25 protein-coding genes, 1 pseudogene and 1 riboswitch are annotated in these 26,062 nt (G+C 74.7%); of the genes and pseudogenes, 9 read left to right on the top strand and 17 right to left on the bottom strand.

Annotated elements, in window-relative coordinates; all coding sequences use genetic code 11:
- Positions 1 to 30 precede the first annotated feature (30 nt).
- On the bottom strand, positions 31 to 1,206 hold the full coding sequence (locus A6F73_RS09520; protein ID WP_063347396.1) for a macrolide family glycosyltransferase: 1,176 nt from the start codon (positions 1,204 to 1,206) through the stop codon (positions 31 to 33).
- A gap of 334 nt (positions 1,207 to 1,540) precedes the next feature.
- Between A6F73_RS09520 and A6F73_RS09515 the strand changes: the two genes are divergently transcribed.
- Complete coding sequence (locus A6F73_RS09515; protein ID WP_063347395.1) at positions 1,541 to 1,870, top strand: hypothetical protein; 330 nt, start codon at positions 1,541 to 1,543, stop codon at positions 1,868 to 1,870.
- 130 nt (positions 1,871 to 2,000) lie between these two features.
- Here the strand turns inward: A6F73_RS09515 and A6F73_RS09510 are convergent, their stop codons facing one another.
- On the bottom strand, positions 2,001 to 2,471 hold the full coding sequence (locus A6F73_RS09510) for an NUDIX hydrolase (protein ID WP_063351070.1): 471 nt from the start codon (positions 2,469 to 2,471) through the stop codon (positions 2,001 to 2,003).
- 109 nt (positions 2,472 to 2,580) lie between these two features.
- On the opposite strand from A6F73_RS09510, the gene A6F73_RS09505 reads away from it, so the two are divergent.
- Positions 2,581 to 3,795 (top strand): helix-turn-helix domain-containing protein, encoded by a 1,215-nt coding sequence (locus A6F73_RS09505; protein WP_063347394.1) that lies wholly within the window; start codon positions 2,581 to 2,583, stop codon positions 3,793 to 3,795.
- Between the two features lie 214 nt (positions 3,796 to 4,009).
- Here A6F73_RS09505 and A6F73_RS09500 read toward each other — a convergent pair whose 3' ends face one another.
- Positions 4,010 to 4,609: a flavoprotein gene (locus tag A6F73_RS09500; protein ID WP_063347393.1), complete on the bottom strand. Its 600-nt coding sequence runs from the start codon at positions 4,607 to 4,609 to the stop codon at positions 4,010 to 4,012.
- A pseudogene (locus A6F73_RS42980) lies at positions 4,606 to 4,890 on the bottom strand (transcriptional regulator); the annotation flags it as partial. The pseudogene A6F73_RS42980 and the gene A6F73_RS09500, both read right to left, overlap by 4 nt.
- 520 nt (positions 4,891 to 5,410) lie before the next feature.
- Between A6F73_RS42980 and A6F73_RS09490 the strand changes: the two are divergent.
- Positions 5,411 to 6,250 carry a helix-turn-helix domain-containing protein gene (locus A6F73_RS09490; RefSeq protein WP_063347391.1) on the top strand — a complete coding sequence of 280 codons (840 nt, stop codon included), beginning with the start codon at positions 5,411 to 5,413 and terminating at the stop codon, positions 6,248 to 6,250.
- 27 nt (positions 6,251 to 6,277) lie between these two features.
- Here the strand turns inward: A6F73_RS09490 and A6F73_RS09485 are convergent, their stop codons facing one another.
- From A6F73_RS09485 to A6F73_RS09460, 6 genes are all read right to left on the bottom strand, one after another.
- Positions 6,278 to 7,156: an ECF transporter S component gene (locus A6F73_RS09485; RefSeq protein WP_063347390.1), complete on the bottom strand. Its 879-nt coding sequence runs from the start codon at positions 7,154 to 7,156 to the stop codon at positions 6,278 to 6,280.
- Positions 7,153 to 8,793, bottom strand: coding sequence for an ABC transporter ATP-binding protein (locus tag A6F73_RS09480; RefSeq protein WP_063347389.1), 1,641 nt, complete (start codon positions 8,791 to 8,793; stop codon positions 7,153 to 7,155). Before A6F73_RS09480 ends, A6F73_RS09485 begins: the two co-directional genes overlap by 4 nt.
- A complete protein-coding gene (locus tag A6F73_RS09475) occupies positions 8,790 to 9,893 on the bottom strand; it encodes a CbiQ family ECF transporter T component (RefSeq protein ID WP_063347388.1) in 1,104 nt (367 codons plus the stop codon). The genes A6F73_RS09480 and A6F73_RS09475 overlap by 4 nt, the downstream gene beginning before the upstream one ends.
- Positions 9,894 to 9,946: 53 nt before the next feature.
- The gene (locus A6F73_RS41375) at positions 9,947 to 10,702 is read right to left on the bottom strand and encodes an SCO2322 family protein (protein ID WP_159398412.1); all 756 of its coding nucleotides are present in this window, start codon (positions 10,700 to 10,702) and stop codon (positions 9,947 to 9,949) included.
- Complete coding sequence (locus tag A6F73_RS09465) at positions 10,699 to 11,946, bottom strand: prenyltransferase/squalene oxidase repeat-containing protein (protein WP_063347387.1); 1,248 nt, start codon at positions 11,944 to 11,946, stop codon at positions 10,699 to 10,701. The genes A6F73_RS41375 and A6F73_RS09465 overlap by 4 nt, the downstream gene beginning before the upstream one ends.
- 117 nt (positions 11,947 to 12,063) lie before the next feature.
- Positions 12,064 to 12,139, bottom strand: a riboswitch (cobalamin riboswitch).
- A 103-nt stretch (positions 12,140 to 12,242) separates the two neighbouring features.
- Entirely contained in the window at positions 12,243 to 12,806 is a 564-nt protein-coding gene (locus A6F73_RS09460) for a TetR family transcriptional regulator (RefSeq protein WP_244293606.1), read from the bottom strand.
- Positions 12,807 to 13,126: 320 nt separating this feature from the next.
- Here A6F73_RS09460 and A6F73_RS09455 point away from each other — a divergent pair, with 320 nt between their 5' ends.
- From A6F73_RS09455 to A6F73_RS09445, 3 genes are all read left to right on the top strand, one after another.
- On the top strand, positions 13,127 to 14,437 hold the full coding sequence (locus A6F73_RS09455) for a glycosyltransferase family 4 protein (protein ID WP_079135554.1): 1,311 nt from the start codon (positions 13,127 to 13,129) through the stop codon (positions 14,435 to 14,437).
- A 106-nt stretch (positions 14,438 to 14,543) separates the two neighbouring features.
- Positions 14,544 to 15,293 (top strand): class I SAM-dependent methyltransferase, encoded by a 750-nt coding sequence (locus A6F73_RS09450; RefSeq protein ID WP_063347385.1) that lies wholly within the window; start codon positions 14,544 to 14,546, stop codon positions 15,291 to 15,293.
- Positions 15,290 to 16,351, top strand: coding sequence for a hypothetical protein (locus A6F73_RS09445; RefSeq protein ID WP_063347384.1), 1,062 nt, complete (start codon positions 15,290 to 15,292; stop codon positions 16,349 to 16,351). The genes A6F73_RS09450 and A6F73_RS09445 overlap by 4 nt, the downstream gene beginning before the upstream one ends.
- 130 nt (positions 16,352 to 16,481) lie before the next feature.
- Here A6F73_RS09445 and A6F73_RS09440 read toward each other — a convergent pair whose 3' ends face one another.
- From A6F73_RS09440 to A6F73_RS09425, 4 genes are all read right to left on the bottom strand, one after another.
- Positions 16,482 to 17,402 carry a hypothetical protein gene (locus A6F73_RS09440; protein WP_063347383.1) on the bottom strand — a complete coding sequence of 307 codons (921 nt, stop codon included), beginning with the start codon at positions 17,400 to 17,402 and terminating at the stop codon, positions 16,482 to 16,484.
- Positions 17,403 to 17,597: 195 nt separating this feature from the next.
- Entirely contained in the window at positions 17,598 to 18,623 is a 1,026-nt protein-coding gene (locus A6F73_RS09435; protein ID WP_063347382.1) for an N-acetylmuramoyl-L-alanine amidase, read from the bottom strand.
- A gap of 7 nt (positions 18,624 to 18,630) precedes the next feature.
- Positions 18,631 to 19,794: a hypothetical protein gene (locus A6F73_RS09430; RefSeq protein ID WP_063347381.1), complete on the bottom strand. Its 1,164-nt coding sequence runs from the start codon at positions 19,792 to 19,794 to the stop codon at positions 18,631 to 18,633.
- A 198-nt stretch (positions 19,795 to 19,992) separates the two neighbouring features.
- On the bottom strand, positions 19,993 to 20,649 hold the full coding sequence (locus A6F73_RS09425) for a class I SAM-dependent methyltransferase (protein WP_063347380.1): 657 nt from the start codon (positions 20,647 to 20,649) through the stop codon (positions 19,993 to 19,995).
- A gap of 176 nt (positions 20,650 to 20,825) precedes the next feature.
- Here A6F73_RS09425 and A6F73_RS09420 point away from each other — a divergent pair, with 176 nt between their 5' ends.
- Complete coding sequence (locus tag A6F73_RS09420; RefSeq protein ID WP_063347379.1) at positions 20,826 to 21,917, top strand: alcohol dehydrogenase catalytic domain-containing protein; 1,092 nt, start codon at positions 20,826 to 20,828, stop codon at positions 21,915 to 21,917.
- A gap of 239 nt (positions 21,918 to 22,156) precedes the next feature.
- On the opposite strand, the gene A6F73_RS41370 is transcribed toward A6F73_RS09420, so the two are convergent.
- Positions 22,157 to 22,330, bottom strand: coding sequence for a hypothetical protein (locus A6F73_RS41370; RefSeq protein WP_159398411.1), 174 nt, complete (start codon positions 22,328 to 22,330; stop codon positions 22,157 to 22,159).
- Between the two features lie 257 nt (positions 22,331 to 22,587).
- Here A6F73_RS41370 and A6F73_RS42970 point away from each other — a divergent pair, with 257 nt between their 5' ends.
- Both A6F73_RS42970 and A6F73_RS42965 read left to right on the top strand, forming a co-directional pair.
- Complete coding sequence (locus tag A6F73_RS42970) at positions 22,588 to 23,043, top strand: hypothetical protein (protein WP_244293343.1); 456 nt, start codon at positions 22,588 to 22,590, stop codon at positions 23,041 to 23,043.
- A complete protein-coding gene (locus tag A6F73_RS42965) occupies positions 23,028 to 24,110 on the top strand; it encodes a hypothetical protein (RefSeq protein WP_244293342.1) in 1,083 nt (360 codons plus the stop codon). The genes A6F73_RS42970 and A6F73_RS42965 overlap by 16 nt, the downstream gene beginning before the upstream one ends.
- On the opposite strand, the gene A6F73_RS09410 is transcribed toward A6F73_RS42965, so the two are convergent.
- Together A6F73_RS09410 and A6F73_RS41365 are read right to left on the bottom strand one after the other, a co-directional pair.
- Complete coding sequence (locus tag A6F73_RS09410) at positions 24,062 to 25,717, bottom strand: ABC transporter ATP-binding protein (RefSeq protein ID WP_244293341.1); 1,656 nt, start codon at positions 25,715 to 25,717, stop codon at positions 24,062 to 24,064. The genes A6F73_RS42965 and A6F73_RS09410 overlap by 49 nt on opposite strands.
- Before the next feature lie 123 nt (positions 25,718 to 25,840).
- The gene (locus tag A6F73_RS41365) at positions 25,841 to 25,984 is read right to left on the bottom strand and encodes a VenA family class IV lanthipeptide (RefSeq protein WP_159398410.1); all 144 of its coding nucleotides are present in this window, start codon (positions 25,982 to 25,984) and stop codon (positions 25,841 to 25,843) included.
- Between the last annotated feature and the right edge of the window lie 78 nt (positions 25,985 to 26,062).

Genomic DNA, 26,062 nt, shown 5'->3' with positions numbered 1-26,062 from the left:
TGTTGGGGCGGTGGCGGACGGACGGGTGGTTCAGACGAGGGCGGCCTCGACCAGGTCGGCGGCCCTGGCCGCGCTGCCGCCGGCGCGGACCTCGCGGCTGAGCTCGTCCAGCCGGGACGCCACGGCCGGGTCGCCGGTCAGCTCCAGTACGGCGGAGCGCAGCGCCTCCGGGGTGGCCTGCGCGGTGTCCAGTCGGCGGGCGACGCCGAGTTCGACCAGCCGGTCCGCGTTGTCGAACTGGTCGGCGGCCTGCGGCACCGCGACCATCGGCAGCCCGCAGTACAGGCCCTCGCTGCACCCGCCCATTCCGGCGTGGGTCACGAATGCGTCGGCCTGCTGGAGTACGGCGAACTGCGGCACCCACTGGTGCACTTCGATGTTGGCCGGGATCGTACCCAGTTCGGCCGGGTCGGTTGCCTGGCCGACCTGGAGCACGACGTGCCAGCCGGGCAGGTCGCCGAAGGCCTCCAGGCACGCGCGGTAGAAGTCGGGCTGGTGGGTGAAGGTGGAGCCGAGCGAGACCAGCAGCACCTTCTGCGCGCCCTCCGGACGGGTCCAGCCGCCCTGGTGCTCGCGGGCGCCGAGGCAGGGCCCGGCGAAGGAGAAGATCTGGGGATCGACCAGCTCGATCTCGGGCTGGAGCACCTGCGGGATGAGCGCCAGCCCGCGATCCGGGCGCAGCATGTACCCGAACGGGTCGCCCGCCGGCACGCCGTTGTCGGCGAGCCACTGCGCGAACCGCTCCGGGATCTTGTCCGCCTCCAAGGCCTCCCGCGCCATCTCGAAGCGCGCCAGGTGGGAGTCCTCCCGGATGATCATTGACGGCGAGATCAGCATGGACGGCACGCCCCAGCCGTCGGCCAGCGCCCGGCCCGCGTACGCCATGAAGTCGTACAGGACGAGGTCGGGCCGGTCGTCGTGGAAGGCCTCGCGCAGGCGCGGCAGCATCGCCTGCGCCTCCTCGAAGATCATGGTGTGCACGCCGGCCCCGATGTTGGGGTCGACCCCGCCCTTGACGATCGACAGGGTCGTGTCGTGGGGCACGAGTCGGGCGCCGGTGGACTCGATCTGCTCGGCGAACGACGGGTCGTTGACATAGCTGACCCGATGGCCGCGGGCGACGAGCTCCCGCACCACCTCCAGGCTGGGGTTGACGTGGCCGTGCGCCGGGATGTTCACCATGGCGATGTGTGCTGGTCGGGACATGTCGGGCCCTCTCCTCGTATGTCGCTAGGCGTCCTGCGTTCGACGAGCTGACTCATCGTCAACTCGCCTTTCAGAACAGTACGTAACGTTGGCGATCGTTGCGGTGACGGGGGGTGGGGTTCGGCCGAAGATCGGCCGGTGCGGAGGATCACATGGAGGGTCGCGAGACGGGTCGGTCGGGGTGAGGCCGCCCTCATGGCGCACGTCCACGGCCGAGTAGACACTGCGCGATCTCGGGGGCGGCGCGGAGCTGCCGCCTCGCGGGCCGGCTGGGTTCCGGGATCCAGAGCTTGTCGCGAAAGTGTGGGCCGGCGCTGGTTGTTAGGGTCCGGGGATGGCGCGTTTGAAGATCGAGATATCTGTCCCGGAGAGTCATGTCGAGAAGGTGATCGATGCTCTCCAAGCGGCCGGCGCGGGGCGGGTCGGCGACTACGCCCGGTGCGCCAGCACCTGGCGGGTCACGGGAACATGGAGGCCCTTGCCTGGTTCTCGGCCCTACGACGGTGAAGTGGGCGAAGTGCAGCAGGGCGAGGAGAGCAGGGTCGAATCCGTCTGCGATGCCGAGCAGGCCGAGGCGGTGCTGCGAGCAGTGCGCGCGGCTCATCCGTATGAGGAACCGGTCATCCACTTCCTGCCTTTGTACGAGCCGGGCGTCGAACGATGACCGAGCCGGTCGTGGCCACTCGTCGATGGTTGCGATCGGTGCGGTCACTTCGTGGCGGACAGCAAGCTTGCCGTATCGAGTCGCGACGGCTCGGTGCCTCTTGAAAGGTGTTGCCGCAGAGGCCCTTGGTTTATGCGTGCGGCGTGCCGTGCTCAAGGTACGCGGTCTCGCCCTGTGTCCGGGCGGCGTATGCGGCGCGGACTCGGCGGGCGAGCCGGGGGATGAGGAGCCCGTCGAGCCGGTCGACGTGGTGAAAGGAGTGTTCGCCGATCTCGACCTGGTCGACGGTGATGCGGTCGAGTTCGGCGGTCGGGAGAACCCCTCCGTCGAAGACGAAGAGGAGCTTGTCGCCCTCGGCGGGGTGGGGTGCCCAGTCGGCGACGAGCAGGCGGCCGATCGGCGGTGTGATGCCGAGTTCTTCCCTGACTTCCCGGGCCGCGCCCTCGCTCGGGGTCTCGCCCTCATGCAGGTAGCCGCCAGGGATCTCCCAACCGGGCTTGTAGGTCGGCTTCACGAGGAGGATGCGGTTCTCCTCGTCGAAGAACAGCACACCGGCGGCGGTGCGCGGCCGGGCCAGGGCTTCGTGCGGGGAGTCGGTCACGGCGAGACTGTAGTCGCCGTGACCGACTCCCCTGGGCAGCTGGATCCGGGGCGTGCCCAATTCCGTTCTCCGGCTGCCTTGGTCGACCCGGCGGCCCTACGCTGATGGCATGGCTGTGGATCCCGCTCTGCCCGTAGGCCGGCGCATCCAGTACTACCGGGAGCGCGCCGGGAAGTCCCGTCCGGTGTTGGCCGCGCTGCTGGGGCGGTCGCCGAGTTGGCTGAAGCAGGTGGAGAACGGGGCGTTGCTGCCGCCGCGCCTGCCGATGCTCATGCGCATCGCTCAGCACTTGGGGGTCGATGATCTCTCGTTGCTGACGGGCGACGTCAGCATGCCCAGTGCGCTGTACTCGGGTGTGGAACACGCGGCACTGGACTCCGTCCGGCGGGCGGTTGACGGTGCGCAGCTCGGGTCGGCCGGTGGGCCGGTACCCAACCTCGACCACATCGAGGTTCAGCTGGCGAACGCCTGGCGGACCAGGATGACCAGAGGCGACCACCGGACCGCCTTGGCGGAGTTGCTGCCGGCGCTCGTGTCGGCAGCTTCCCGGGCAGTTGCGCATCAGGACTGCGCCGATCGGCGTCGGGCGGAGGTGATGTACGCCGGCGCACTGAACCTGACGCAGATGTATGCGGCCTTCCAAGGGGACGGCAATCTGGTCTGGCGGGTCGCCGAACGGGCGCTGGCGACCGCGCGGGCATCGGACGACCGGAGGGCGATCGCGCAGGCGTGCTGGTTCCTGGTGGAGGCGTTCCGGAAGTCCGGGCAGTGGGACAGCGCCCAGTCACTGACCGAGGAAGCTCTTCGCCTGCTCGGCCCCGTCCGCGGGGATTCGCCGGAACTGGCCTCGGCGTGGGCGGACATGGCATTCCATGCGGCCATCACGCATGCGGTCGCCGGTGAGGCCGGTGAGGCTTGGGGCTGGATCGACCGTGCGGCAGCCGTTGCCGAGCGCCTTCCCGCAGGCTTCTGGAGCGCCCCGACTTCGGTCTCCCGTCAGGCGGTTGGGCTGCACTCGGTCACTGTGGCGGTCGAGCTTCGCCAGACCGGCACCGCGCTTCGGTGGGCCCGGCGGTTGCCGGTGGCCGAGGTCACGGCGATTCCGCGCCGTGGCCGCCATCTGATCGAGGTCGCGCGGGCACACGCCCTTCGCGGGGAATCGGTGTCCGTGGTGGAACTGCTCACGGACGCCGTTGCGGTCGCGCCTGAGACGGCCCGGTGGAACGAGGAGACACGGGCCATGGTCCGAGGGTTGATTGATGGCCGTTCGCCGGTCCAGGAGGCCGGGCGTCGACTCGCCGAGTCGATCGGGATGGCCGCATAGAGGGCTGCCGGAATTGACCGATGACGCACGAGTCGCCGCGCGGCCGTCGTCAACTTCGCTTCCCTGCATGAGCGATGGCGTCCACCGGAGTTGTCCTGCTGCGGGCGCTCTGCTGCGCGGGCCCGCGAGGACGGGGCTCGCTCTCGAAGGGAGGCCGGGCGCACTCCGGGGAGCTCGGGCCCGGCCGGGGCGGGCGCCGCGCGTTTCAGGTGTCTCAGCTCTGGCCTGTGCGCCCCGGGCCTTGGTCCCGGGGTGCACGCTGTGAGTTCTGGTCTGTGATCGAGGTCAGGACGGGGCGAAGCAGGTCGAGGACGTGGGTCCAGTTGTACTTGTCGCGGCCTCCGCCGGACTTCGGCTTGTGGGGGATGTAGTCGCCGATCAGGACGCCCATCGAGCGGAGTCGTTCCAGGCTCTCGCCGTACGCGGGATGGGCTGCTTGGGCCGAGTTGACGTAGGGCTGAACGGCAGTGGGGATGCCGAGCCCGTACGCCTCGCAGAGGATGCCGAGCGCGAGGGTGTCGGATATCCCGGCGGCCCACTTGTTGACGGTGTTGAACGTGGCGGGCGCCACGGCGATGGCGTCCGCCGGGGGAAGCGGCTGGGGGATTGCGGGGGTGCGCCAAGCCGAGCGGATCGGGTAGCCGGTCTGGCGCTCGACGGTTTCCGGGTCGATGAACCCGAGCCCATGGGGGGTGGCGATGACGCCGACCTTCCAGCCTTCGGCGTGGGCGGCGCTGATCAAGGTGCCGACGTCGTCCGCGATGCCCGAGGCGCAGACGACGACGTAGAGGAACGGCTCGCGTTGGTCGGTCAACCCTGGACTCCCAATTCCTGGCAGAAGTGGCGAAGTTCCGGGACAGCGCCGTGACGGTCACGGGCGGCCATGTCGCCAACCAACCCCAGCACGCTGGGGCGCCGACGGATGTCTTCCGGCGCACAGCTCTCCGCGATTCTGAGCGCTTTGTATCCCTCGGCCAGTCTGCCTTGTTGGCTGTACGCCCGCGCGGAATCCACCCAGAGCGCGGCCCGTCGCTCGGGAACGGGGATGGGTCGGTGCAGCAGGGGCCGGGCAGCATGCAGTGCCGCTCCGGCATCATGCCGGAGACGATTGCTGAGTCGAGGGCGGCCAGGCTGTCGCGGCAGGCGGTGCGGGAGTTGGATCCGGCCGCGACACACGGGTACGGCATCCGCTGGGACCCGGCGGCGCGGCGTGAGCACCTGGAAGCCCGTGTGCGTGGGGCGAATTGGGCGTCCCGGTGGAACTGATGGAGGCGGATCGCGGCACCGCTTCGGGCCCGGTCGGCGACTGTGGGCAATGCGCCGACACCGTCGCGGGTGAGCACCGGGTGTGGCTGGATGGCCCGGGCTGTGTGATCGGCTGATGGCAGTGGCTGGGAAGTGCGCCCCGGGCTTGTGAGGCTGGGGTGCGCTGGGGGGTGCGCGTTTGCGCCGCCCGTTTGGGTGATGTGGTGGGGAGTTTGACGCTTGGTTAGCACATTACGGTGATCATTGTGTCGGCGCGGGCGTTCGGAGGGACGGCCTATGCGCGGCAAAAGTGAGCCCCGGCGGTGCAGGAACACCCCGGGGAATGGCACTAGGAGTGAAAGGCTCCCGAATGCACATTCATCGTATCCCGAAGCACTCGCCCGGGTACACGATCCTCGACAACGGCCACGTCGTCCGGAAGCACTCACTGAGTTGGGCGGCGCGTGGGCTGCTCAGCTACCTGCTCAGCCTGCCGGACGGTGCGCGGGAAGACATCCGGACGCTGGCGGCGAAGAGCGTCGAGGGCCGGGCGACGGTGGCGCGGGCGCTCCGTGAGCTGGAGGCGGCCGGGCACTACGTGCGGCGGACGCAGCGGGATCCGGTGACGGGGCAGGTGCGGACGATCGTCTCGGTGCACGAAGTGCCGGTGACGGGCAAGGCGGTTCACGCCCTGCCGCCGCTTCCCGCGTCCCCGGCCGCCGGTGGGCCCGGAGCTGGGGTGGCGTGCGCCGGGAAGGCGGGAAACCCTTCCGGAAAGGTGAGGGTGAAGGAAGCGGAAGTTCCTTCCGTCCCTCCGTCCGAGAAGTTGACGGCGGGCATGGTGCTGCTGCTCGAACTCGGGCGCAGGGACCCCAGGATGGCGCTGGCGGGCAAGCCGCTGTGCGATCAGGCCGCGCGGGTGGAGGGGTTGCTCGCGGGCGGGTGGAGCGGGGAGGCGCTGGCGGGGATTCTGGCCGCGCCCTTGCCGGAGAGGGTCACGCACAGCGTGGGGGCGGTGTTGGCGGGGAGGTTGGCGAAGGTGCCGCCCGTTCCGTTGACCCCGTTGGCCCCGTTGACTCCGAGGGCAAGCGGCGGGCCGCGCCGGCATGAGTGCCCTGGGCGGGACGGCTTGTGCGGGCGGCCCGTCGCCGGGGTCGGGCAGGTGTGCGGGGAGTGCCGGGCTCCGAGGGTGTCGCGGGCCTTGCCGTAGTCGGCCCCCGGGGTGGGGAAGCGGAGTTCACCCGCTCGGCGGCTGGGAGTCCGGCGGTTGGAACGCCACCGGTGCGTCGAAGGCGGCCCGGCGGGTGGCGCGGCGCAGGGCGCGCAGGACGGCGGTGCCGAGGGTGAGGCAGAGGACGACGGTGAGGGCGGCGCGGGGGAGGTCCCAGCCCAGCGACGTGGTGAGGCAGTAGGCGGCGAAGCGGACCAGGTTGGCGGGCAGCGGGTCGCCGGGGACGAAGGAGATGGAGCCGGAGAGCCCGGCGATGTACGGCCAGCCCTGGAGGTTCATGATCGTGCCGTAGAGGACGGAGGCCAGCGCGCCGTAGCCCGCGAGCAGCCAGAGTTCGCGCCGGCCGCGCAGGCGGGCGGAGCCCGGGAGCAGGCCGGCGCCGAGGCAGACCCAGCCCATGGCGAGCATCTGGAACGGCAGCCAGGGCCCGACGCCGCCGGTGAGCAGCGCGGACGCGAACATCGACAGCGAACCGAGGACGAAGCCGAAGCCCGGCCCGAGCACCCGGCCGGACAGCACCATGAGGAAGAACATGGGCTCCAGCCCCGCCGTGCCCGCGCCGAGCGGCCGCAGTGCCGCGCCCGCCGCGGCCAGCACCCCGAGCAGGGCCACGGACTTGGCGTCCAGGCCGGGCGCGCCGCCGCCCGCCGTGCGGCCCTCGGAGATCTGGGCGATGACGACGGCGAGGAGCATCGGCAGTAGCAGGGCGAACAGCCAGGGGGCGTCGGTGGCGTGGCCGACCAGGGCGGACTTGGTGGAGGCGAGCAGCGGCCAGCCGAAGGCCGTCACGCCGACGAGGGAGGTCAGGAGCAGGGCCGTTACGGATCGGCGGCCGAGCGGGACGGGGCGACCAGCAGGAACGCCGGAAGGAACAGGGCGGCTCATGCGCTCAGCGCCTCCGCTACCTGGCGGACGGTGAGCCACGGGCCGGGGGCCAGCACCTTGGCGACCTGCGGGGCGAACGCGGGGGAGGAGACGACGACGTCGGCCGTCGGGCCGTCGGCGACGATCTCGCCCTCGGCCAGGATCACGGTGCGGTGGGCGAGTTCGGCGGCGAGTTCGACGTCGTGGGTGGCCAGCAGGACGGCGTGGCCTTCCGTCGCGAGGTCGCGCAGGATCTCCACCAGCCGGGCCTTGGCGGCGTAGTCGAGGCCGCGGGTCGGCTCGTCGAGCAGCAGCAGCGGGGGCCGGGCGGTGAGTACGACGGCGAGCGCGAGGGTGAGCCGCTGGCCTTCGGAGAGGTCGCGCGGGTGGGCGGTGTCGGCGATGCCGGGCAGCAGTCGTTCGACCAGGGCGCGGCAGGTGCCGGGGGTGGCGTCCGCGTCGGTGTCGGCGGCGGCGCATTCGGCGGTGACGCTCTCGCCGTAGAGGAGGTCGCGCGGGTCCTGCGGGACGAGGCCGACCTGGCGGATCAGTTCGGCCGGGCGGGTGCGGTGCGGGGTGCGGCCGCCGACCGTCACCCGGCCGGAGGCGGGGGCGTGCAGGCCGACCAGGCTGCCCAGCAGGGTGGACTTGCCGGCGCCGTTGCGGCCCATCAGGGCGGTGATCTCGCCGGGGTGCAGCGCCAGGTCGACGCCGCGCAGGGCCTGGACGGGGCCGCGCCGGACGGCGAGGCGCTCCGCGGCGGCGGTCGGGGCGGCGGTCGAAGCAGGGGCGGCGGTCGGAGCAGGGGCGGAGGTCGGAGCCGCAGGGGCCGTGCTCGGGTGCAGGCCGTCCAGCCGGGAGCGCAGCCCGGCGGCCTTGCGGCGGGCGTCGCGGACGGACAGCGGCAGCGGCCGCCAGCCGGCGAGCCGTCCGAGGCCGACCACCGGCGGGTGCACCGGCGAGTGCGCCATCACCTCGGCGGGCTCGCCGAGGACGGGTGGGGCGCCCGGGGTGAGCAGCAGCACCTGGTCGGCGTACTGGACGACGCGCTCCAGCCGGTGCTCGGCCATCAGCACGGTGGTGCCGAGGTCGTGCACGAGCCGCTGGAGGACGGCCAGCACCTCCTCGGCGGCGCCCGGGTCCAGCGCCGAGGTGGGCTCGTCGAGGACCAGGACGCGCGGGTGCACGGTGAGCACCGAGCCGATCGCGACGCGCTGCTGCTGGCCGCCGGAGAGGGAGGTGAGGGCGCGGTCGCGCAGGTCGGCGAGGCCGAGCAGGTCGAGGGTCTCCTCGACCCGGCGTCGCATCACGTCGGCGGGCAGGCCCAGGGACTCCATGCCGTAGGCGAGTTCGTCCTCGACGGTGTCGGTGACGAAGTGCGCCAGCGGGTCCTGGCCCACCGTGCCCACCAGGTCGGCGAGTTCGCGCGGCCGGTGTTCGCGGGTGTCCCGGCCGCCGACCGTGACCCGGCCGTGCAGGGTGCCGCCGGTGAAGTGCGGGACGAGCCCGCTCACCGCGCCCAGCAGGGTGGACTTGCCGGAGCCCGACGGGCCCACCAGCAGGCAGAGTTCGCCTTCGGGGACGGTCAGGTCGACGTCCGCGACGGCGGGGGCGGCGGCGTCCGCGTACCGGACGGAGACCTGCTCGAAGGTGATCACGAAGCCCTCCGGGGCGGGGTCGGGGCGGCGTACGCCGGTACCAGGCCGAGCAGTACGGCCAGTACGGCGGCCAGCGGCAGCGCGGGGACGGTCGGCGGGACGACGGTGGGCGCGAAGGCGGCCGGGTCGCGCGTGGACAGGTAGATGGTCAACCCGGCGACGGCGGCTCCCGAACCGGCGGTCAGCCACTCGGGCAGTGCCCAAGGGTCGGGCCGGTAGCGGGTTCTGACGGATCGTCGGCTGCCCAGTAGCAGCCCGGCGAAGGCGGCGGCCAGGCCCAGTAGCAGCACCGGTGGCGCCCAGCCCGCGCCGCCGGCGGTCAGCAGCCCGTACGCGGCCAGGCAGATTCCGAGCAGGCCGGCCAGGGTGAGCGCGGCCGTCGCCCGGGCGAGCCGGCGCGGGACGTCCGCGGTGCGGCCGAAGCCGCGGGTGTCCATCGCCGCGGCCAGCGCCACCGAACGCTCCAACGCGCCCTCCAGGACGGGCAGTCCGACGCTCAGCACGGCGGCGATCCCCCGGTCGGTGCGGCCGCGCAGGCGGCGGGCCGCCCGCAGCCGGCGGACGTCCGCGACCAGGTTCGGCGCGAAGGTCATCGCCACCACCACCGCCACGCCCGCCTCGTACAGCGCGCCGGGCAGGGCGCGCAGCAGGCGGGCCGGGCTGGCCAGCGCGTTCGCGGCGCCCACGCAGACCAGCAGGGTGGCCAGGCGCAGCCCGTCGTACAGCGCCGCGAGCAGGCCCTCCACGGTCACCCGGCCGCCGATCCGCACTCCCTGCGCCCAGGTGGGAAGCGGCACTTCGGGCAGCGTGAACAGCACGTGCGTGCCCGGGACGGGCGAGCCGAGCAGCACCGCGAACACCAGCCGGATGCCCAGCACCAGCAGGCCCAGCCGCAGGAACGCGCCGTACGAACGCGACCAGGGCGCGTCGCCACGGCGGGCCGCGACCACGTACCCGGCGACGGCGGCGAGCAGCAGCAGGAGCACCGGATTGGTGGTGCGGGTCGCCGCCGCGCCCAGCCCGAGCGCCCACAACCACCAGGCCCCGGGGTGCAGTTGCCGGGGTCCGGTGGGCGGGCGGGTGGCGCGGGCGGTGCTCATGGGTCAGTCCAGGTGGAGGGGTCCGGAGGGGTATGGGAAGGGGGAAGGCGGCGTCAGGAGGTGCGGCGGCGGCGCGCCTGCCAGACGGCACCGCCGGCCAGCACGGCGATCAGCGCGCCACCGGCGATCAGGCCGACGTCCGGGCCGGAGTCCGAGCCGCCGCCGGACGGGCCGGCCGGCTTGGCCGCCGACCCGAGCTGGTCGGCGCACCCGGCCTTCGGGAAGCCCGCGATGGCGCAGAGCAGGCCGTTGGCGTCGTAGCGCAGCGGCGGGGCGACGGCGGCCAGCACCTCGGCCGAGGTGGCGTTCGAGACGACGCTGGCGCACGCGCTCCGCTGCTCGGGCGGAGCCTCGGCGGAACCGGAACCGGAACCGGAACCGGAACTGGAACCGGAAGCGGAACTGGAACCGGAACCCGAGTCCGAGTCGGAACCCGAGCCCGAGCCGGAGTCGGCGGCGGTGCCGAAGTCCAGCACGACGGCGACCCGCTTACGGCCCGCCTGCGTGGGCGTGTCCGCGCAGAGGGCGGCGAAGTCGCCCGCCGCCCGGGGCTGCGCGGCCTGCTGCCCGCCGTCCGGACTCACCGCGAACCGCCACCCGTCGACGGCCCCGTCCGGTGGCACGGCGACGGCCGGCCCCTGCTGCTGGTACAGCCACCCGTCGCCGGTGCCACGCCAGAACGACCAGTACCGGTACCCCGTCGCCGCCTCCGCCGGCGCCCCCGCGACCAGCAGGAGCACCGCACCGAGCAGCGGGACGAGGACGCGGCGGCCACAGCTGCGGCCCAGGCGGACCGGGCGGGGTGTCACAGCCTCTGGCCGCGCTTGCGCTGGAGGCTGAGGAGGAGGCCGCCGCCGAGGCCGATGAGGAGGCCGACGATGATCGGCCAGTACTGGCCGATGCCGCCGTCCTTCTTGGACGCCGCCGTCGTCGGTGCGGGGCTGGCGGTGGCCTTGGGTGCCGGGCCGAGGGCGGTGAGCTGGGCGGTCAGCGGGGCGGTGTCGCGCTGGGCGGCCTGGGCGACGAGCAGGAGGCTGGCGGTGGCGGCGGCGTCGGTGCCGTCCTTGGTCCAGCCGGCGCCTTCCTTGGCGAGCCAGTCGACGGCGCCGGCAGCCTGCTGGGGGTGGCCGCTCTGGATGAGGCCGAGGGCGGCCCAGGCGGTGGCGTTGTAGTCGGGGGTGGGGGCGGCGCCGGGGGTGGTGAGGGTGAGGTGGTTGCCGCCCGCGGCGAGCTGGGCGGTGAGGTACGCCCCGGCGGCCTCGCCGGAGTCGGCGTGCGCGACCGGAGCAGCCGTGGCGGAGGTGGCGGCGGAGTCGCAGCCGAGGGCCTTGGGGGCGGCGTCGGTGCGGGCGGTGGTGGCGACCGGGAGGTGGCCGCCGGCGGCGGCGAGCGAGGCCTGGGCGCTGGCGAGGGTGTTGGGGGCGAGCGTGCCGGAGGACGGGTCGGGCTGGTAGGCGAAGGCGCCGCGCTGGTCGGCGGGGGCGGCGCAGCCGAGCTGGAAGTGGGCGAGCCCGTCGAAGGCGTTCCTGCCCGCCTTGGCGACGCCGGCCGGGTCGGTCTTGGCGGCGAAGAGGGCGTTCACGGCGAGGCCGGTGGAGTTGGCGTCGCCGGGGCTGACGGGGTTGTAGGGCCAGCTGCCGTCGGCGTTCTGGGTGGCCTTGAGCCACTGGACGCCCTTGTCGACGGCTTCCTGGTGCCCGCCGAGGGCGACGAGGGCCTGGACGGCGACGGCGGTGGCGTTGCTGTCCTCGGTCTTGGGGTCGCAGGCGGCGCCGGCGGCCCGGAAGGAGGGCCAGCCGCCGTCCTCGCACTGCTGTCCGGTGAGCCAGCCGACGGCGGAGTCGGCCGGGGTGGTTTTGGCCGCCGCGAGCGCGGTGAGCGCGAGGGACTGCCGCCAGACGCCGTCGTACGTCGGGTCGCCCTTGCCGTAGAGGCCGTCGGGGACGGCGGCGGGGGTGGGCGCGGGGCTGTCGGCGAGGGCCGGTCCGGCGGTGGCGCCGGCGAGGAGTGCGGCGGACAGGGCGGCGGCGCCCAGGCGGGCGGCGGTGAGCATGGTGGAGGTGTGCCTTTCGGTGAGCGGTGGTGGCCCGGCGGGGCCGTTCCGTAGTCCTCGACGGTGCCGGGCGGTGCGCGTGGCGGGCCCGGGCTGGCCGCTCGCCCCTCCACGGGCGGTCCGACTCGCCGGGGCCGTCGCGGGGGCCGGGCTCACGGTTGCGGGGTCAGCGCCGGATTCGCACCGGCTTCCCCCGGGGGAGGGACGGGATGAAGTTGTGCTGTCCGTCGACTTTAACCGCCGGGGGCGGTCGGCCCCTCCTGTCCGGGCAGGAACAGGTTCCAGTCAGGGCGGGGTCAGGGCAGGGTGAGCAGCCGGGCCGCGGTGTGCAGGTCGGCCCGGACCTCGGCGATCGAGGCGCGGCCGGAGAGCCAGGCGACCAGGGCGGAGTGCCAGGTGTGCTCGATCACCCGGACGGCCGCGCGCTGGCTCTCACTGGGTGGCCCGGACTGGCCGATGGCGTCCAGGATGAGCTGGCCGGTGGCGGTGCTGACCTGGTCCACCTCGGCGCCGACGGAGCGGTCCGCGAAGGACAGCGCCCGGACCATCGCCTCGGCGAGCAGCGGTTCGCGCTGGAGCGCGTGGAAGGCGCGGGTGAGCGTGTCGGCGACGCGCGGGGCCGGTTCGGGGTCGGTCGGCGGGTGGCGCCGGATGTGCTCCTGGAGGCCCTGCAACTGCTCCAGCATGACCGCGACCAGCAGGTGCACCTTGGACGGGAAGTACCGGTAGAGCGTGCCGAGGGCGACCTGCGCGGTCTCCGCGACCTCCCGCATCTGCACCGCCTCGTACCCGCCGCGGGCGGCCAGGGCGGTGGCGGCCCGCAGGATCCGGCGCCGGCGTTCGGCCTGGCGGGCGGTCAGCGGCGGCTCGCCCGGCTGCGCGGGGGGCGGGGTGGTGGGGCTCGTGGAGGTGGTCGGCGGCGGCAAGGAGTGCTCCCGGGGCGCGTGGGTGGCGGCGTGCTCCACAAGGTCGGCAGGGTCGGCGTGGCGGGAATCACCAGCCCTGGCTCCTGAGGGAAAGCTACGGGCCGGTATCTTCGAGGTCTCTCATTGTTCACATGGTCGATGACGAGTTCCACAGCCACTGAAACCTGATCTACTTTAGCGACCGGCGGCAGCGCCGTCGCCAACGCAGAGACAGCAGCAGCACAGGAATAGCAGCTAGAGATGAGGGCCCGAGGATGACCGCGCAGCCGCTGCGGATTGCCCTGCTGTCGTACCGCGGGGACCCCTTCTGCGGCGGTCAGGGCGTGTACGTGCGCCACCTCTCCCGTGAGCTGGCCAGGCTCGGCCACCACGTGGACGTGATCGGTGCCCAGCCGTACCCGGTGCTGGACGAGGTCGACGGCCCCGGCTCGGTGCGCCTGGTCGAGCTGCCCAGCCTGGACCTCTACCGCGCCGAGGACCCGTTCCGCACGCCCGCCCGCGGCGAGTTCCGCAGTCCGGTGGACGTGCTGGAGTTCGCCACCATGCGCACCGGCGGCTTCCCCGAGCCGCTGACCTTCTCGCTGCGCGCCCGCCAGTACCTGGCCCGGCACAAGGGCCGCTACGACGTGGTGCACGACAACCAGACGCTCGGCTACGGCCTGCTCGGCCTGGCCCGGCACGGCTTCCCGCTGGTCACCACGATCCATCACCCGATCACCGTGGACCGGCAGTTGGAGCTGGACGCGGCCACCACCCGGGTCAAGCGGCTGTCGCTGCGCCGCTGGTACGCCTTCACCCGGATGCAGCGCCGGGTCGCCGCCCGGCTGGACCACGTGATCACCGTCTCCGGCACCTCGCAGCGCGAGATCGCCGAGCACCTGGGCGCCGCGCCGGGCGCGATCTCGGTGGTGCCGATCGGCGCCGACACCCGGCTCTGGTCGCCCTCCGAGGAGATCGCCCGCGTCCCCGGACGGATCGTCACCACCTCCAGCGCGGACGTCCCGCTCAAGGGCCTGGTGTTCCTGGTCGAGGCGCTGGCGAAGGTGCGCACCGAGCGCCCCGCGCACCTGGTGGTGGTCGGCAAGCCGCAGAAGGAGGACGGCCCGGTGGCGGAGGCGGTGCGCCGCTTCGGGCTGGCGGACCACATCGAGTTCCGCAGCGGCCTGACCGACCAGGAGCTGGTCGACCTCTACCGCTCGGCCGAGGTGGCCTGCGTGCCGTCGCTGTACGAGGGCTTCTCGCTGCCCGCCGCCGAGGCGATGGCCACCGGCACCCCGCTGGTCGCCACCACCGGCGGCGCGATCCCCGAGGTGGCCGGGCCGGACGGGGAGACCTGCCTGGCCGTGCCGCCGGGGGAGCCGGACCGGCTGGCGGCGGCGCTCGGCCGGCTGCTGGACGACCCGCGGCTGCGCGCCCGGCTCGGCGCGGCCGGCCGGGAGCGGGTGCTGGCCCGGTTCACCTGGGCGCGGGCCGCCGAGCTGACCGCCGACGCCTACCGGGCGGCGATCGCCACCGGGGCCGGCGCCCGGGCCCGCTCCGGGCCGGGCTGGCGGTACGTGCCCTGAGTCGCTCCGGCCGCCCTGCGCGGCGCCCGCCCGGCGCGGAGCGGTAGCGGATCGAACTGACGCGGCGTCAAGTCCGCTTGGTAGCAAAAGGAATGGGAGCCCTGCAGTGCTGACCGTCGATTTCTCGCGCTTCCCGCTCGCCCCCGGCGACCGGGTGCTCGACCTGGGCTGCGGCGGGGGCCGGCACGCGTTCGAGTGCTACCGCCGCGGCGCCAACGTGATCGCCCTCGACCAGAACGCCGAGGAGATCGCCGAGGTCCAGAAGTGGTTCGCCGCGATGGAGCAGGCCGGTGAGGCCCCGGAGGGCGCGTCGGCGGTCGCGATGGAGGGCAACGCGCTGGCGCTGCCGTTCGAGGACGACTACTTCGACAAGATCATCATCTCCGAGGTGATGGAGCACATACCGGACGACAAGGGCGTGCTCAACGAGATGTTCCGGGTGCTCAAGCCGGGCGGGCTGCTCGCCGTCACCGTGCCGCGCTGGCTGCCCGAGAAGATCTGCTGGACGCTGTCCGACGAGTACCACGAGGTCGAGGGCGGCCACATCCGGATCTACCGGGGTGACGAACTGCTCGGCAAGCTCAAGGACGCCGGCCTGGAGCCCTACGGCACCCACCACGCGCACGCGCTGCACTCGCCGTACTGGTGGATCAAGTGCGCGGTCGGCGTGAACAACGACAAGGCACTGCCGGTCAAGGCCTACCACCAGCTGCTGGTCTGGGACATCGTCGGCACCCCGGTGATCAGCACCCTCACCAAGGCCGCCGAACGGGCGCTCAACCCGGTCATCGGCAAGAGCTTCGTCGCCTACGCGTCCAAGCCGCGGCGGACCGAGTCCGGGCGCGTGGACGCATGACCGCCGCCGTCCCCGAGGCACTGCTGCTCGACGGGGTGCTCGACGCCGAGCAGGCCGCCGGCACCGTCCGCAGCATCCTGGCCGAACAGCTCCCCGACGGCGCCATACCCTGGTTCGCCGGCCACCACCTCGACCCGTGGGACCACACCGAGGCCGCCATGGCCCTCGACACCGCCGGCGAGCACGCCGCCGCCGAGGCCGCCTACCGCTGGCTCGCCGCCACCCAGAACCCGGACGGCTCCTGGTACGCCGCCTACACCGACGGCGCCGTCACCGACCGGGCCAAGGAGACCAACTTCTGCGCCTACGTGGCCGTCGGCGTCTGGCACCACCACCTCAGCGCCGGCGACGACGCCTTCCTGGACTGGATCTGGCCCGTCGTCCGGCGCGCCCTGGACTTCATCGTCGGCCAGCGGCTGCCCGGCGGCCCGATCGCCTGGCGCCTCGACGAGGACGGCACCGCCACCGACGAGGCGCTGCTCACCGGCTCGTCCAGCATGCTGCACGCGCTGCGCTGCGGGCTGGCCATCGCCGAGTACCTGGAGGAGCCGCAGCCCGACTGGGAGCTCGCCGCCGGCCGGCTGGGGCACGCCATCACCCACCACCCCGAGCGGTTCCTCGACAAGGGCCGCTACTCGATGGACTGGTACTACCCGGTGCTCGGCACCGGACTGCGCGGCGACGCGGCGCTGGAGCGAATCGACCGGGACTGGGACCGCTTCGTCGTCCCCGGGCTCGGCGTGCGCTGCGTCAGCGACCGCCCGTGGGTGACCGGCGGCGAGAGCGCCGAACTCGCCCTCGCGCTCTGGGCGATCGGCCGCTCCGACCGCGCCGTGGAGATCCTGCGCTGGATCCAGAAGCACCTGCGGCACGAGGACGGCTCCTACTGGACCGGGTACGTCTTCGAGGACGACGCCGTCTGGCCGGAGGAGCGCACCACCTGGACGGCCGGCGCACTGCTGCTCGCGGTCGCCGCGCTCGGCGGCGACCCGGCGACGGTCGCGGTCTTCGGCGGGGAGCAGCTGCCCGCCGGGCTGGTGGTCCAGGACTGCTGCTGAGGCCCGTCGCCGTGGCCGATGCCGGTACGGACGGCTGAGGCCCGTACGACGGTTGAGGCCCGTACGGGCAACGCGAAGGGGTGGGACCGGAGAGATCCGGTCCCACCCCTTCGTCGTACTGGCGGGGGCGTCAGCCGCGCTGGATGCCCGAGGTGTCGGCCAGCAGGCCGACGGTGCCGTCCTGCAGCTGGGCGACCAGCGCGCTGCCGCGCTGCTCGACCGCCAGGTACCAGGTGCCGGGCACCAGCTCGCCGACGGGGGCGCCCGCCGGGTTGTCCTTCGACGCCAGCGAGCGCGGGGCCGGGACGGCGAACCAGAACGGTGCGAAGTCGGCCGCCGGGGCGGCCGGGGTCGGCTGCGGCTGCGCGGCCGGGACGGGCTGCGGTGCGGCGGCCGTGTCCTGCGGCTGACCGGCCTGCACCGGCTGCGGCTGGCCGGCCGCCGGGTAGCCGTAGCCACCGGGCTGGGCGCCGTACGCCGGGGCCTGGTTCGGGTCCTGGCCCGGGGCCGGGTAGCCGTACTGGCCGGGCTGCGCCGGCTGGCCGGGCTGGCCCGGGGCCGGGTAGCCGCCCTGGTAGGGGACGGCCGCCGGACGGTCGGCGACCAGCGGGGCCTTCAGCGCGGGCACCAGCGGTGCGGCCGCGGCCGCACCGGCCAGCACGATCAGCGCGATGAGGCCGAGCCAGGCGCCGAAGCCGTGCCCGAAGCTGCCGCCGGCCGGGCCGCCGCCCAGCGACCACAGCGCCGTCCACAGCGCGACGACGGCGAAGGCGATGCCCCACTGGTCCAGCCGCAGGCCGAGCACCTGGCGCCCGGCCGCGGCCTCGCCCTGGAAGCGGTGCAGCAGGATCAGCACCGCGGCGGCGATGCCGAGCAGGTAGATCGACGGCAGGATGGGGAACAACTGGGTGCTCCACGCGTTCTGCGACGTGTCGCCGCAGTACCGGCCGGTGCAGTCCACCGTCCAGTAGGGCAGGAAGGAGGCGATGAAGAGCAGGACGGCCGCGCCGGCGACGGCGGCGTCTCCCCTGGTGAGAGCGCGCAGATTCACTAACGTTCCCCTCGTTGACGTGTCGTGGACGGCGGTTCGTGCGGTCGGGCTGACCGGCCGAAACTCCCGAACGGACCAGAAGCCTAGGCCCAACCGCACCGCCGGTGCACGGCGGGACCGGGAATGGGGCGAAGTCGTTGCCAAAGGCGCGACCCGGGCGGCACGCACGCCGTCCGCCGCCCCGGCCCAACTCCCTTACCGGGTGGTCAGATACGCCGTCAGCGCGTCGGCGATCCCCTGGGCCGCCCGCTGCCGCCACTGAGGATCCGTCATCCGTTTGGCGTCCACCGGGTTGCGCATGTTACCGCACTCGATGAACACCTTCGGCACCGTGGACAGGTTCAGGCCGCCCAGGTCGGAGCGGGTGTCCAGGCCGTCGCTCGCGGTGTAGTCCGCGTACGGCTCGCCCGTCGCGGCGCGGAAGTGCTCGCGCAGCAGCAGGCCGAGCCGGCGCGAGGGCTCGACGATCGCCGCGTTGTCCGCCTTCCCGGCCGCCACCTTCGCCGGGAGGATCACGTGGAACCCGCTGCCGCCCGCCGGACCGCCGTCCCCGTGCACCGACAGCGCCACGTCGGCGTGCGCGTCGGCGCCGGCCCGGGCGCGTTCGTCGATGCAGGGGCCCCACGGGCGGTCGCCGTCCTGCGCCAGCACCACCGTCGCGCCGCGGGCGGCCAGGATGGCGCGGGCCCGGTGGGAGACGTCCAGGGCGTACTCGGCCTCGGTGTAGCCGGAGTTGGTCTCGGTGCCGGTGGTGTCGCACTGCTTGCGGGAGTTGCCGATGTCGACCAGGCGGTTGATCTCGGCGGTGTGCGCGGAGTTGCCGGGGTTGTGGCCGGGGTCGAGCACGATGGTGCGGCCGGTGAGCGCGGTGGGGGAGACCGGGGTGTCCGACGGGGCGGGCGTGTTCGGCGTCTGGGCTGGGGCGGGGGTTCCCGGCGTGGTGGTTCCCGGTGCGGTGGCCTCCGGGGTGGTGGCTTCCGGCGTGGTGGTTCCGGTCGGGGTGGTGGCTTCCGGCGTGGTGGTTCCGGTCGGGGAGGTGGCCGGTGCGGTGGTTCCGGTCGGGGAGGTGGCCGGTGCGGCGGTGCCGCCCACCGCGGCGGAGTGGCCGAGGGACTGCCAGCCCAACCAGCCCGCCAGGCAGAGCGGAACGGCCGCGCCCACCGCCGTGGTGGCGCGCAGCAGGGTGGAGCGGCGGGGCGGGCGGGAGTTCGGGCCGGTCACGGGTGGATCAGATCCTGTCCTGGGTGCGCGGGGTGAGGCCGTACGTGTCGGCGATCGGCTTCCACTTCCCCGCGAAGTCCTTCTTCGCCTGGGTGGCCTGCGGGTTGAGCTCGTCGGCCCGCTTCTTGTCGGCGGTGTTCGGGGCCGAGCCCGAGCAGCCCTGGCCGGCGACCGCCCGCGCCCAGTTCGCGTACGCCCGGTCGATGTCGGCCGACAGCTGCCAGGCGGACTTCAGCGACGCCATCGCGTCCGCGCCGCCCGGCACGTCGGAGGCGCTCAGCCCGGCGAGCTTGCGCAGCAGTCCGTCGCGCTGCTTGGCGCCGTTGTCGAACACCTGCGCCGCGCTCTCGATGTCGGCCTTCGCCGGGCAGCTGCTCACCTTGGCGACCGCGCTGCCGATCGGGGCCTTCGCGCTCTCGCCCTCGGTGAGCAGGCCGTCCAGGGCCTGCGCCTGCGTCTTGGCGTTGGCGCCGGCACCGCTCGCGGTCGGGGACGGCGCCGCGGCGGACGAGGCCGGGTCGGTGGCGCCGTTCGGCGCGGCGTCCGTTCCGGTGGGCGCCGGGCCCGTCGGCGGGTTCCCGGTGGACGTCGCGGAGGCGGACGGCGGGGCGGGCGAGGCCTGGTCCTTCTTGTCGCCGCTGTTCCGGGCGGCCACCAGCAGGCCGCCGCCGACCGCCACCACCAGGAGCAGTGCGAAGCCGATCAGCAGCGGCGCCTTCCGGTTGCTCGGGCGGTCCTCGTCGTCCAGGTCCTCGTAGCCGACGGGGTGGTCGGCGGGGTAAGCGGCGGGGTAGTCGGGCTGTCCCTGGTACGGGACGTACGGGGGCTGCTGCGGGCCGGCGGGCGGCTGCGGCGGGTACACGTAGCCGGGGCCGGGGGCCTCGCCGGACACGTAGCCGGGGCCCGGGGTCTGCGCGGACGCGCGGGAGGGGAACGGCGCCGGCGGCGGTACGGACGGCGGCTGCGGGGCGGCCAGGTACGGGCGGGCGCCCAGCGGCGGGCCCTGGTCCCCGACGGCGCCGGCGGTGGGCTGAGCGGGGGCGGGCTGCGCCGGGTTCGGCTGTGCCGGGGTGGGCTCGGCGGGTCGCTGCGGGCCGCGCACCCAGCCGCCCGCGCCGCCGCGCGCGGTGGGGTCCCAGACTGCCGGAGCGGTGTTGTGCTGGTCCGTCATGTGCCGCTAGCCCCCACCGTTAGCCCCCACCGTCCGCCGATGCTCTGCCTGGTGCTGCGCGGACACCGTACCGTTCGAACCTCCGCCCGACAGCTCCGGCACGACGTTAGAGCATCCGTGCAGGGCTGTGGGGCCGCTCGGCGGATCGGCCGGCGGATCGGGCGGTGGGCGGCTAGGGCGGGCGGCTAGGGCGGGCGGCTAGCTCGCGGCGGTCCGGCGCAGGACGCGCAGCGAGCCCGTCACCGAGACCTCCTCGAAGCCCTCGGCCAGCGCCCGCAGGAACACCCGGTACGGGGCCTGGCCGCCGTCCGCCGGGTCCGGGAACACGTCGTGCACCACCAGCAGCCCGTCCGGCGCCAGGTGCGGGGCCCAGCCCTCGTAGTCGCCGGTCGCGTGCTCGTCGGTGTGCCCGCCGTCGATGAACACCAGGGCCAGCGGCCGCCCCCACAGCGCCGCGATCCGCGGCGAGCGGCCCACCAGGGCCACCACGTGCTCCTCCAGCCCGGCGGCGTGCAGCGTCCGGCGGAACCGCGGCAGGGTGTCCATCAGCCCCACCTCCGGGTCCACCAGCGTCGGGTCGTGGTACTCCCAGCCGGGCTGCTGCTCCTCCGAGCCGCGGTGGTGGTCCACCGTCAGCGCGGTCGTCCCGGCCTCCCGGGCGGCCGCCGCCAGCAGGACCGCCGAGCGGCCGCAGTAGGTGCCGATCTCCAGCAGCGGCAGCCCGGTGCGCTGCGCCGCCGTCACCGCCGCCGCGTACAGCGCCAGCCCCTCGTCCACCGGCATGAACCCGGTGGCCGCCTCGAACGCCGCCAGCACCTCGGCCGCCGGGCGGACACTCTCCAGCAGGTCGGACATGACGGTGCTCCTCGGGCTCGGGACGTGCGCGAACGCGTTCGACCCGGACCCTACTCGACGGTAGAGGGGTGGACCACAGCGGCCCTGGAACGTGTTCTAGTCGGGTCGGGTCGCCCGTGTCAGAATCGGGCCCGACCGTGGAAACCGAGCACACGAGGCACACCGGGAGCAGCCCCATGCGCGCAGCCGTCCTGCACAAGACCGGCCAGGAGACCCTCGACGTCCGGGAGGACGTGACGGCCGTCGGCTTCGGGCCGGGCGCCGTACGGGTCCGGATGCGCGCCGCCAGCCTCTGCCACTCCGACCTCTCGGCGATGAGCGGCGTCCTGCCGCAGCCCGCGCCGTTCGTCCCCGGGCACGAGGGGGCCGGGGAGGTCGTGGAGGTCGGTGAGGGCGTGACCGGCCTCGCCCCCGGCGACCGCGTGGTGCTCTGCTGGATGGCGCCCTGCGGCCGCTGCGCGCACTGCGAGCGGGGCCGCGGCCACCTGTGCATCGCCAGCCTGCGGCGGCTCGGCGCGCCCGGCTTCCGCTTCGAGAACGGCGGCGCGGCGGTCGAGGCCTCCGGGTTCTACGGCACCGGGGCGTTCGCCGAGGAGGTCGTGGTCGCCGCGGACGCCGTCATCAAGGTGCCCGCCGACCTGCCGTACGAGGCCGCCGCGCTGATCGGCTGCGGGGTGACCACGGGCGTCGGCGCCGCCGTCAACACCGCCCGGGTCGAACCCGGCGCCTCCGTCGCGGTGATCGGCGCGGGCGGGGTCGGGGTCGCCGCCGTGCAGGGCGCCCGGGTCTGCGGCGCCGCCCGGATCACCGTCGTCGACCCGGTCGTCTCGCGCCGCGAGCGGGCACTGGCCTTCGGCGCGACCGAGGCGATCGCCCCCGAGGACCTCAAGGCGGCGGCGAAGGGCCTGCCCGGCGGCGGCTTCGACTACGTCTTCGAGGCCGTCGGCCGGTCCGCCACCGTCCGGGCCGGCTACGACGCGGCCCGGCGCGGCGGCGCGGTCGTGGTGATCGGCGCCGGCGCGCAGGACGACCTCGCGCAGTTCACCATGGGCGAGCTGTTCTTCAACGAGAAGCGCCTGCTGCCCTCGCTCTACGGCGGGGCGCCGGTGGCCCGCACCATCGCCCTGGTCGTCGACCTGTGGCGGGCCGGGCGGATCGACCTCGACGGCATGATCAGCCACCGCGTCGACCTGTCGGACGTCAACGAGGCGATCGCCCAGATGCGCAGCGGCGAGGCGCTGCGGACGGTCGTGACGCTGGGGCGCTGAGCCGCGCGCCCTCCCCGAACCCAGGACCCGGGACCCCGAACCCAGGACCCGGGACCCCGAACCCAGGACCCGGGACCCCGAACCCAGGACCCGGGACCCCGAACCCAGGACCCGGGACCCCGAACCCAGGACCCGGGACCCCGAACCCAGGACCCGGGACCCCGAACCCAGGACCCAGGACGCGACGAGGGCCCGCCGGGGGGTGCTCCCCCCGACGGGCCCTCCCGGTGCGGGTGTGCTCAGCCCCGGTCCGCCGCGGCGCGGTGCCGGCCGTGCGGGTCGGCCTCGGGCGTGTCGTCGGCGGCGGACCGGCCCCGGTGCCGGCCGTGCGACGAGGCGTCCCAGGCGGTGCTCTCGTCGGCGTCGGTCCCGTTGGCCGTGGGTCCGGTGGTGTCGGTGAGGGTGTCGGACATCAGAAATCGTCTTTTCCGTGCGGAGGGTGCAGGTCATCGGCGCCCGGCCGGCGCTTGGCGGCGCGCGGTCGGGTCCCCGATCGGGCGCTCGGTACGCGCCACAGCCGGTGATCGCGGCCCGTGCCCCGGCCACCATAACGGCCGGAACGGACGAGATCCTATCGAGATCATGACGCGCGACCTGCCGATCAGCCCCCAGCAAGCGGACGGCACGGGCGAGTTGTTCCTCCGTGGCCTCCGGGGAGAGCCAGGTCAGGTTGGACCGCACCGGCCCCGGAAACACGTACGCCTCCTGCGGCACCAGCGCCACCAGCCGCGCCCGCGCCGCCCCCGCCAGCCCGTCCGGCCGCACCCCGCCCACCGACACGGCCCCGCCCGTCGGCGCCAGCACCCCGGCCAGCAGGGCCGCCAGCGTCGACTTCCCCGCCCCGCTCACCCCCACCACGGCCACGTGCTCCCCGGGCCCGAACCCGAACTCCAGGCCCTCCAGCACCGGCGTCCCGGCCCCGCCGTGCCCGTACCCCAACCCGCTGACCCGCACCTCCGGCTCCTGCCCCGGGGCTGTCCCGGGCAGCGCGCCGGGGGCGGCGTCCGCCGGGGGGTCGCTCGTGGTGGCGGCCAGGCGGTCCAGGACGACGGCGAGGTTGAGCAGCCAGCCGCCGACCGTACCCGCCAACGTCCTGACCGCCGGGTCGAGTTGCTGCAGCAGATAGGTCGCGACGCCGAGCAGTTCGCCGGGGGTCAGGGCCTCGCGGGCGAGCAGCCACGGCGCGGCGGCGAGGACGGCCAGGACGGGCAGCCGGCCGCCGAGGGCCACGACCAGCGCGCGCAAGGCCGAAGCCCGGCCCAGGGCGCGGGCGGCGGCGGCGCTCGCCCGGGCGGCCCCGGTCAGCGCCTCGGCGACCTGCTCCCGGGTGCCCGTGGCCTGCACGTCGCGCAACCCGTGCAGCGCCCGCCCCGCCTCGGCGGCCAGCCGCTCCTCGGCGAGCACGACCACCCTCCGCCGCGCCACCAGCGGGCGCAGCAGACGGAAGAAGAGGAACCCGGCGGCGAGCAGCGGCAGCAGGACCAGCGGCAGGACGGCGGGCGCCAGCAGCGCCAGGCCGGCCAGGGCGGCGACCAGGGTGACCCCGACGCCGCGCAGGGTGCGCAGCAGGGTGGCGGTCAACTGCCGTGCGGACTCCACCTGTTCGGTGAGCCGGGCGAGCTCGGCCGGATCCGCCGACGGTCGGGCGAGCGCGCTGTGGACCACCCGCTCGACCAGGGCGTCCCGCAACGGCTCCACCACCCCCGCCAGGTGCGGGAACCCGGCCCGCGCCGCGTACGCCCGGACGGCCATCGCGGCGCCGAACCCGGCCAGCCAGGCCACCCCGGCCCCCGGCCGCCCGGCCAGGAACCCCTGGTCGACGGCGGCCGAGACGAACAGCCCGGACAGCAGCGGCGGCAGCGCCTCCACCCCGGACCAGCCGAGCAGCCGGAGCAGCGGCCCGCGCGTGACGGCCAGTTGCCGGAACAGCAGCGCCCATCCGGGGGAGGCGGACGCGGGAAGTCGACGACGCCGACTTCCGGTGCCGGGCAGTCGGCCCGCGCCGGGCCGGCGCGGGGCCCCGGCCGTTGCGGGCCGTCGGCGATGCCGACTTCTCGGGCCGGGCGCCGGGGTGGCTGGGTGCACAGGAAGTCGATCGGGCCGACTTCCTGCGCCGCCGTCGGACGGGGCGCGGTGGCGGGCCATCAGGCGGAGGCCGTCTGGAGGGCGGTGTCCGACAGGGCGGCGCGGTAGTCGGGGTCGGCGAGGAGGGCGGTGTGCGGGGCGAGGGCGCGCAGGCGGCCGGCGTCGAGCCAGGCGACGAGGTCGGCGCGGGCGGCGACCCCGGCGCGGTGGGCGACCACCAGCCGGGTGCGGCCGAGGGTGGCGCGGTCGAGGGCCTCGCTGACCTGGTACTCGGTGGCGAGGTCCAGGCCCGAGGTGGCGTCGTCGAGGACGACGACCCGGGCGGGCTGGGCCAGGAGCCGGGCCAGGCCGAGGCGTTGCAGTTCGCCGCCGGAGAGCCGGAGTTCGTCGAGCGGGGTGTCCCAGCCCCGGGGCAGCCGCTGGAGGAAGCCGTCCGCGCGGGCGGCCGCCGCCTCGGCGGGGCCGGCGCCGGCCAGCGCGTCGCGGACGGTGCGGCCGACCAGGGCGGGCCGGGCGAAGGCGTAGCCGACCGCGTGCCGCAGTTCGGACGGGGCCAGCGCGTCCACCGGGACACCGTCGATCAGTACGGCGCCCTCGTCGGGGTCGCGCAGCCGCCCGGGCAGCGCGGCCAGCAGGGACTTGCCGGAGCCGGAGCGCCCCACCAGTGCGACCGTGCGGCCGCCGGGGATCGTCAGGTCGAGCGGGCCGAGCAGCACCCGGTCGCCGTCGCGCACCACCACGCCGCGCAGGACGACCTCCCCGTAGCCGCCGACGGGGAGGGCCGCCCGGCCGGGTTCGGCCGGGCGGACGGCCAGCAGTTCGTCGGCCCGGGTCTGCCCGGCGCGGGCGTGCGCCACCGCGACCAGCGCCTCGACCTGCTCGAAGAGCCCGGCGCCGAGGGCAGCCCAGCCGGCCGCGGCGGCGAGCGCCCCGGGGGCCAGGGCGCTGTCGGCGAGGAGGGTCCCGGCGGTGGCGAGCACCGCGACCTCGACCACCGCGATCAGCAGGGTGGCCTGCCAGGCGGTGCGCCGCTGCGCCGCCCAGAGCGCGTGCCCGGCGGCGGACAGGCCCGGCAGCGGCGCCAACACCCGTGTCGCCTCGCGCTGTTCGGCACCGGCGGCGTGGATGCTGCGCAGTCCGGTGAGGGCGCCGCTGAGCCGGGCGGCAAGGTCGGCCTGGACCTCCTGGTAGCGGGCGAACACCGGCCCGGCCTCGCGCAGGAAGAGCCGGATCAGCACCACGCCGGGGACGACGCCCGCGAAGAAGGCGAGCGCCAGCCACGGCGACAGCAGCCCGAGCCCGACGATCGCGCCCGCCGAGGTGAGCAGCGCCGTGGCCGCGCCGAGGACGGCGGGCAGTCGGCCGCCCGCGTCGCCGGCCGAGCCCAGCAGGCGGGCGGCGAGGTCGCCGGGCGGTGGTCCGTGGCGGAGCCGGCCGCCGGGTCCGAGGGCGAGCAGGTGGCGGACGAGACGCCCGCGCAGGGCGGCGGTGGCCTCGGCGGAGCAGGCCGGGCCGGCCGCGGCGGCGGTGGCATTGGCCGCGGCGGCCACGCCCAGGACGAGGGCGAGCCGCACGAAGGCGCCGGGCCCGGGCCGGTGGCCGAGGGCGGCGTCGACGGCCGCGGCGAGCGCGGCGGGCAGGGCGAGCGTGGTGGCGGCCTCGACCGGCAGGGCGATGCCGAGTGCGAGGGTCCAGCCGGTGGGGCGGCGGGGCAAGTCGGAGCTCCCGTCGGAACGTCGGGTCGGGGGGGGGAGGGTCGGGCACGTGCAGGGAAACGGACGGTGCCGTCCCCGCCTGTCCGGACAGGCGGGGACGGCACCCACGGCTCACCGCCTGGATCAGCTGTTGGTGAAGATCAGGCAGGTGAGGATGAGACAGGTGTACTGGCAGCCGGCGCCGTGGCCGGTCAGCTCGACGGACTCGGTCTCCGGCAGGTCCTGCAGCGCCGCGAGGTCGGTCTCGAAGTCCACCATGTTCTCCATGATCGGGTTCCTCCCCTGGAACTACGCCCGCCGCGATCTGCCTGCGGGCATCGGGTGTCGCCCCCGGGCGGCTCGGTC

The sequence above is a fragment of the Streptomyces sp. MJM8645 genome, from assembly GCF_001625365.1.
Classification (GTDB): Bacteria; Actinomycetota; Actinomycetes; order Streptomycetales; family Streptomycetaceae; genus Kitasatospora.
Note: the sequence above shows the minus strand (reverse complement) of the source record. Positions and strands in the feature narration are given on the sequence as shown.

Bases quoted from the DNA above. Each gene is read 5' to 3' on its own strand.
- A6F73_RS09520 (WP_063347396.1), bottom strand. From the start codon at position 1,206: ATGTCCCGACCAGCACACATCGCCATGGTGAACATCCCGGCGCACGGC.
- A6F73_RS09515 (WP_063347395.1), top strand. From the start codon at position 1,541: ATGGCGCGTTTGAAGATCGAGATATCTGTCCCGGAGAGTCATGTCGAG.
- A6F73_RS09505 (WP_063347394.1), top strand. From the start codon at position 2,581: ATGGCTGTGGATCCCGCTCTGCCCGTAGGCCGGCGCATCCAGTACTAC.
- A6F73_RS09490 (WP_063347391.1), top strand. From the start codon at position 5,411: ATGCACATTCATCGTATCCCGAAGCACTCGCCCGGGTACACGATCCTC.
- A6F73_RS09485 (WP_063347390.1), bottom strand. From the start codon at position 7,156: ATGAGCCGCCCTGTTCCTTCCGGCGTTCCTGCTGGTCGCCCCGTCCCG.
- A6F73_RS09475 (WP_063347388.1), bottom strand. From the start codon at position 9,893: ATGAGCACCGCCCGCGCCACCCGCCCGCCCACCGGACCCCGGCAACTG.
- A6F73_RS09465 (WP_063347387.1), bottom strand. From the start codon at position 11,946: ATGCTCACCGCCGCCCGCCTGGGCGCCGCCGCCCTGTCCGCCGCACTC.
- A6F73_RS09455 (WP_079135554.1), top strand. From the start codon at position 13,127: ATGACCGCGCAGCCGCTGCGGATTGCCCTGCTGTCGTACCGCGGGGAC.
- A6F73_RS09445 (WP_063347384.1), top strand. From the start codon at position 15,290: ATGACCGCCGCCGTCCCCGAGGCACTGCTGCTCGACGGGGTGCTCGAC.
- A6F73_RS09430 (WP_063347381.1), bottom strand. From the start codon at position 19,794: ATGACGGACCAGCACAACACCGCTCCGGCAGTCTGGGACCCCACCGCG.
- A6F73_RS09425 (WP_063347380.1), bottom strand. From the start codon at position 20,649: ATGTCCGACCTGCTGGAGAGTGTCCGCCCGGCGGCCGAGGTGCTGGCG.
- A6F73_RS09420 (WP_063347379.1), top strand. From the start codon at position 20,826: ATGCGCGCAGCCGTCCTGCACAAGACCGGCCAGGAGACCCTCGACGTC.
- A6F73_RS41370 (WP_159398411.1), bottom strand. From the start codon at position 22,330: ATGTCCGACACCCTCACCGACACCACCGGACCCACGGCCAACGGGACC.
- A6F73_RS41365 (WP_159398410.1), bottom strand. From the start codon at position 25,984: ATGGAGAACATGGTGGACTTCGAGACCGACCTCGCGGCGCTGCAGGAC.